The sequence below is a fragment of the Micromonospora sp. NPDC006431 genome (assembly GCF_042870725.1).
In the GTDB taxonomy this organism is placed as follows: Bacteria; Actinomycetota; Actinomycetes; order Mycobacteriales; family Micromonosporaceae; genus Micromonospora.
The window spans coordinates 1-5775 of record NZ_JBIAHQ010000061.1; the positions used below are offsets into that span (position 1 = coordinate 1).

Sequence of the window (5775 nt, forward strand, 5' to 3'; positions counted from 1 at the left end):
CGCGAGCGCGTCGTTCAAGTTTTGGCGGCGGGCGGACACGTGGCGGATCTCGTCCCGGATTACCGCATGCTTGCCGACAAGGTGATGCCGCTCGTTGACGCCGATGAGCCGCTGGTAGTGGTCGGCCTTGGCGTGCAGCCGCTCACTGTGGCGGCGCAGGCGGTGCTGCTTGGCCAGGACCCCAGCGGCGCGGAACTGCCCACCAGCCCCCAACGCCGTGATCCGCCCATCCTTTCCCAGTCGCAGCGCACCGGCGCTGAGGAGGGTGTTGAGGCCCCAATCCACGCCGAGCGCCACGGTGTGGCCGGTGCGCGCGGCTTTCGGCACGGCGTGCGTGTACGCCATGTCGGCACGCACCGTCCCGTCGGTGAGGCGGAGGGTCGGCAGGTGCAGCACCGCCGCGGCGGGAACCGTGGACGGCAGCCTGATCGGACAGGCCACCCACGTCCAGTCCCGATACCCGCGCGGATCCGGTCGTAAAGGCAACTGCAGCCGCAGCAGCACCTTCGCCGGGTCGGTATCGCTGCGTTCGATGATGGCCTGCTGCCGATCACACGCGGCCAGCAGCAACATCCGCCCGATTCTCGGGACGGCTTCGAGTTCGAACACGTCCACCGGCAGCCGGCCGTTGGCCTTGGCGAACGTGGCGGCCTGCCGGGTCCGGCCCTTGATGATGTTCGACGGCAGATACTTGCCGCCGGGGATCGAGGCCCGGACCTGATCCCACTCGGCGGGGGTGCGCTGACGCGGATCGGCTGGCCACGTCGACAGGACCCCGGCGGTCACATCGGCACGCCACGCCGCCGAACGCAGCGCACGCCCCGCCTGCTCCAGGGCCATCCGCACGACCCGGTCATTGACCCTCACACCCTGAGGCCTGGTCGCGGTCCAGCCCAGCCGCCGCAGCGCCATCCACGCGTTCGACGGCAACCGCCGTCCACCCGCATCCACCCCGGCCGCCAACACTTCCACGTCCACGCGGTTCCAGTGCGCGCTGATCAGCGCGGCCACCATGCCCGCCACCAGATCGGCACACCAACCAGCCCGCTGCGCCAGCACCGCCTGAGACAGGACCTCGCCGGTCTCCTCGTCCACACCGGTGCGCAGCAAGGCGCGGGCGCGCGCGGTCCGGGCGGCCTCACCCTCGGCCAGCCGCAGCTTCCCGCTCACCGACTCAACGCCTCAACACCGATCCAGAAAAACCGGCCCTCACGACCGACCCACGCCACCGGAACCCTCCCGAGCCAGCCCAAACGTGATGCGCCACGGATGACCACCGACACGCTCCGCAAGAGCCGAAAACGTTCCACACAGACCAATCTATGATCAATGATGAGACATAACCAAACTGGTTAACCTGACAACGGTTACTTTCGGGTTCAGCGCTTGCACAATGACGTCACTGAGCGGGCGGTGCGCCACGACGTGCTCGATCACCGTCGGGTCCACCTTGATCTCGTAGTAGTCCTCGGCGAACGTGACGTACCGGTCGACGATGTCGTCGAGCAGGATCTCGAGCCGGCCAGAGCCGTCCGGGTCGGTGTCGTACGGTCCGCGGGGCGCGGGGAACGTGATGCCTTCGCCGGCGTGCCAACGGTCGTCAGCGGAGAGCCGCCACAGTACAGCGGTGGCGAGGAACTGTCCCTCCTCGTCGCCGAACGCTGGTTCCTCGATCTGCGGACGGAACACCGCCGGAATGCCGTCAAGCAGTCCGGGCCACAGCTCGTGGTCCGGATCGCGGTAGGGCGTCATCGCCGACTCGTGGTCGAAGGCGCGGATGAACGCGCCGTCGGCGGTGAACACGACCGCCCACTCGTCGCCGCTGCCGTTGTCCATCAATGCCGCCTCGTCGTCACCCCAGGCGCGGGTGTAGGCGTAGTAGGGCTCGCCACCGTCGACGATGCACTCCAGCACAGCGAGTGCCTTACAGCGGTCCCGCAGCACGTCGATGGACGGCAGTTTGGCGGCGATGTCGTACACGGTCATCCGGTGAACCTACGCCGAAACAGCACAGACACCGTCACGTACCTTCAGGGAGTCCACGAGACCTCGGTGACAATGCACGCTCATGCCGCAATCCGAGCGTTACGGATCGTGACCACTTGCGTCCGGAGGAACGTCCGGACATGCCGATGTGCGGATGGTTGATGACGCCGTCTGTCGGACGCAGTGGCGATCGCCGGGTCAGCGGATTGTGGCGGTGAGGCGTTGCAGGGCGGCGTGGGCGGGTGGGCCCCAGGTGGGGTTTGCCGCCGGGGCGGCCGTGGACGCCGTCGTTGCCGATGAGGATGCCGCCGAGGGCGCGTGCCATCGCCCAGCCACGGGCGCGGCGCGCGGTGGCGGTGTCCGGGGTCGGCTGGTAGGCCGCGTGGAAGTGGTCAGGTGGTGTTGTCAGGTAGCAGGAGCCACGTGGCGGCGAGGTCGTATGCGGGGTCGCCCGCGCAGAGGTCACCGAAGTCGATCACGCCGCAGAAGGTGATCGGTTGGCTGATCTCTGCTAGACACCGCCAGCTTCTACCTGGTGGGGGCGTCGCCGGTTACCAGCGGTTTCAGCCGGTCCTCTAGGGCCTTGCTGGTGACCCGCTGCCAGTAGGTGGAGGCCGGGGCGTACGTTTCGTCCGGGCAGAGTTCTTCCACGCTCGTGGTGCCGTTGAGCTTGAATGTGGTGACCAGCCGGCTCGTCCTGGCCTCGAAGACCCGGTAGATGTAGCGGGCGGTGCGTACCTCGGCGTCCACGCCCGGCCGGTAACCGCCAACGTACGTGCAGGTGTCGATCGTCCTCTCCCGGAAGCTCTTGTCGTGGTACTCGCAGACCACCAACTGGATCCGGTCCGCATCGGCACTGCCCCACTCGCTCGGCAACTGCGGCGGCACGCCCCCGGCATCGAAGAAATCGGGCTTGAACAGCCGGATCGGATGGATCCCGGCGCCGGCGTACGCCGCGGCGTTCGGGTTATAGGCGCGCACCGCGCTGGCCTTGAAGGGCTCCTTGCCGCAGACCTCGTCATCGGTACGGACGATCGGACTCGGCGACGGCGTCGGCGACGGGGGCGGGGATCCTTGAGGTGCAACGGCCCAGGCGGTCCGTTCTTCCTTCAATCGGACGGTCAACCACAGATAGTCCAGCTCCGCGCCGTCGGGTACGACGAAGACGACGCAGGCGTCATCGACCTCGCCCGGCGTGTTGCCCTCACGGAAGGTGAAATTCTCGCAGGGGTCTGTGCCGAGTTTCCAGTGGGGATTCTTGAGCGGTACCACGTCCTTGCCGTCACTGTCCACCGCACGCAACAGGCTGTGGGCCGACGCGGTGGTGTTGGCGACGGTGGTCGGCACGTAGTAGGGCGTCCCCTGAGGGGGTGGCTCGTCGCGATCCGGGTGCCGAACCGTTACGGAAGCCAGATCGTCTGGCGCGCCCACCCAGACGGCGTGCGGGGTGATAGAGCCGTTGCCGGGCAGTCCTACCGAGGTGCCCAGCGGGTATTTCGGCGGCTCGTCCGCACCGCAACCGCCCAACAACACCGTCACCGTGAGCGCGAGAGCTATCGCGGAACGTGACATCTGTCGATCTTATCAGCCAGCTCCGCACACCGAGGCCAACGCCCAGATTCACGACATGCAGCTGATCGGGCACGGTTTGTGTGAGAGGTGACGCGGTGCGGGATGTTCCTGGCCACCCAGAACGGCAACCGCACCTTCGGACGGCGATTGCTGCGGGCGACTGAGAGCCTCGTAAATAGCCGGCCCCTGGCGGGGATGACGATCTTCGCCGATACGAGGGGCGCCGGTGTGGCGGGCTGATACGTGAAGGCGAGCCCGGCCGAGCCCGACTACGTACCGTCGCCGCCGCTGCATTGGTGCGCTGCGGGGGGCATCTGGTCGCGCAGCTCCTCCGGAACGATGTGGAACTTGCTCAGGTTGCCGGTGGCGACCGTGAGCCGCACGTCGCAGGAGGTGAGCTGGATCAGGTTTGGCCGACGCGGATCGAATTGTGTGGCAGTGTCCATGGTGCCGGTGACGTGTGCCTGCAGGTGGGCAATCGTGGCCGGCCGGGCGATGCCGCTGCGCGACAGCTCCAGCTCCACGGCTAAGGCGAGGTAGCGCGGGTATCTGATCCGCTCGTACTGCGCCGGGATCTGCTCCGCCGTGCCGCGGAACGCGGAGAACCACACGCCCAACTCGGGACTGTAGTCGGCGACCGCGGCGGTATCGGGCTTTCCGTCGTAGAGCGTCTGCAATGTCGTCTGCAGCAGGCTGAGCCGAAACTCGTCGATGAACCGCGACAGCGACGTCACCACCGAGGGGGAGACACAGCGAGGGAGCGCGGATCCGGGAAACGGTACCTGCTGATGGCAGCGGGCGGTCAGCAGCCTGGCGAACGTGGTGGTGTCGATGCCGGCGCGCTTCTGCTTTCCAAGCCACCGAGACACGTCGCTCTCCAGGGATCGAGTAACTCCTCGCTCCTGTTTACTCCGTCGACTCACCACGATCAACCGAGCCGCGGAACGTCGATGGCGAACTCAGTCCTCGGCCGCCTGCAGGTCGACACTGAGAGCCTCGTAATAACCGGTCCCTGCCGGGGATGGGTATTCGTCGAGCGGAAGCTGACCGGACAGGTCGGCTTCGTCGTGCTGCACCGCCGCTGGTGTGTGGAGCGCACCTTCTCCTGGATCAACCGGTGTCGTCGTACCGTCCGGGATTACCAGCGCCTACCCGCTCACCACGCCGCGATGGTCCAGTGGGCGATGATCACCATCATGGCCCGTCGCCTGGGCCGCTACCACGCGACCAGACGGGCGCTCCCATGGCCCACCAATGCCCGATGAACATGTTATTTACAAGGCTCTGACAGCATCACCATCTGCCGCGACCAGGTTGCACTGATCGACTCACTGCTGACGGTCGACCTCCACCCAAGTCAACCCGTCGAGCGACGACTGCACCTCGGGAAGCGGGGTGCCGCACACGGTACCCGGTAGGGCCGGCAAGAGCGTGTTGCCCGACGCGTCCGTCAATGCCAGCAACACCGGCATGACGAAGACGGCCGGACACACGAGCTCGCCGTTCTGTTCCTGCGGCGGTAGATGCAGCGCCCGGACAAGCTCGTCGAACGGACCGGCGGACCGCTGCGCGGCAACCCAGGCGAAGCCGGACGAGGGCCAACCCGGCCAGCCGAAAGGTGCACCGGACGGCCGAGACCGGACGGAAGCCCGCGGGCAACGGGGCCGCGGAGGGTTGCCCGGCCAGTTCGTCCACCGCTGGGCAGGAAACAGCCGGCTGAGTGAGGTAGGGCGCGCGCCCGGAGGAGCCGTTCGAGCAGGCTGTCGCTGCCAGGACGACCACGAGCAACAGGCCGATCCGTCGGACACACATGCTCATGAGACCGCGTGCCAGCGCCGCCGGTTCCCACCAGACACCGAGCGCATGCACGATGACGGTCGGCACCGCCCTACCGGCAAGCCGCAGCCCGCCCGATTACCCATGATCGGGCAACCGCTTCTGCCGTAGACCGCCCGTCGTGGAGCGGCCGCGACGAGCGACCCTGTCGATGTGAGTGACGTCTCGATCGTCAGTAGATTCAGGCGGCGTTGGGGCATGTCCGGCGCAGGGTCTACTGGTTGACTACCCGATGTGGAGGAGCAGCCAGAGAGTTTGTCAGCTCGGCTCACGCGTGTGGCAGCGAAGCTAGCCTCGATGATTCGCGCCTGACGCCGGCTCCTTCGGCCCGGCAGGCCTGATTGCTATTGATCGATATCGCGTGGTTCCGGGCATGGTGGT

General features: G+C 67.1%; 5 protein-coding genes and 1 pseudogene. 1 reads left to right on the forward strand and 5 read right to left on the reverse strand.

Annotated elements, in window-relative coordinates:
- The 4 genes and pseudogenes from ACFYM6_RS35870 to ACFYM6_RS35885 form a co-directional block, all read right to left on the reverse strand.
- Nucleotides 1–1095: hypothetical protein (locus tag ACFYM6_RS35870; RefSeq protein WP_387281948.1), on the reverse strand; the 1095-nt coding region annotated here is incomplete at its 3' end.
- Nucleotides 1096–1326: 231 nt separating this feature from the next.
- Nucleotides 1327–1986, reverse strand: coding sequence for a hypothetical protein (locus ACFYM6_RS35875; protein ID WP_387281950.1), 660 nt, complete (start codon nucleotides 1984–1986; stop codon nucleotides 1327–1329).
- A 198-nt stretch (nucleotides 1987–2184) separates the two neighbouring features.
- Nucleotides 2185–2477 (reverse strand): annotated as a pseudogene (locus ACFYM6_RS35880) (phosphotransferase); the annotation flags it as partial.
- 37 nt (nucleotides 2478–2514) lie between these two features.
- Nucleotides 2515–3417, reverse strand: a complete 903-nt coding sequence (locus tag ACFYM6_RS35885; protein ID WP_387281953.1) for a hypothetical protein — start codon at nucleotides 3415–3417, stop codon at nucleotides 2515–2517.
- Between the two features lie 716 nt (nucleotides 3418–4133).
- Here ACFYM6_RS35885 and ACFYM6_RS35890 point away from each other — a divergent pair.
- Complete coding sequence (locus ACFYM6_RS35890) at nucleotides 4134–4823, forward strand: transposase (RefSeq protein ID WP_387281957.1); 690 nt, start codon at nucleotides 4134–4136, stop codon at nucleotides 4821–4823.
- Between the two features lie 63 nt (nucleotides 4824–4886).
- Here ACFYM6_RS35890 and ACFYM6_RS35895 read toward each other — a convergent pair whose 3' ends face one another.
- Nucleotides 4887–5030, reverse strand: coding sequence for a hypothetical protein (locus tag ACFYM6_RS35895; RefSeq protein WP_387281955.1), 144 nt, complete (start codon nucleotides 5028–5030; stop codon nucleotides 4887–4889).
- Nucleotides 5031–5775: the final 745 nt, after the last annotated feature.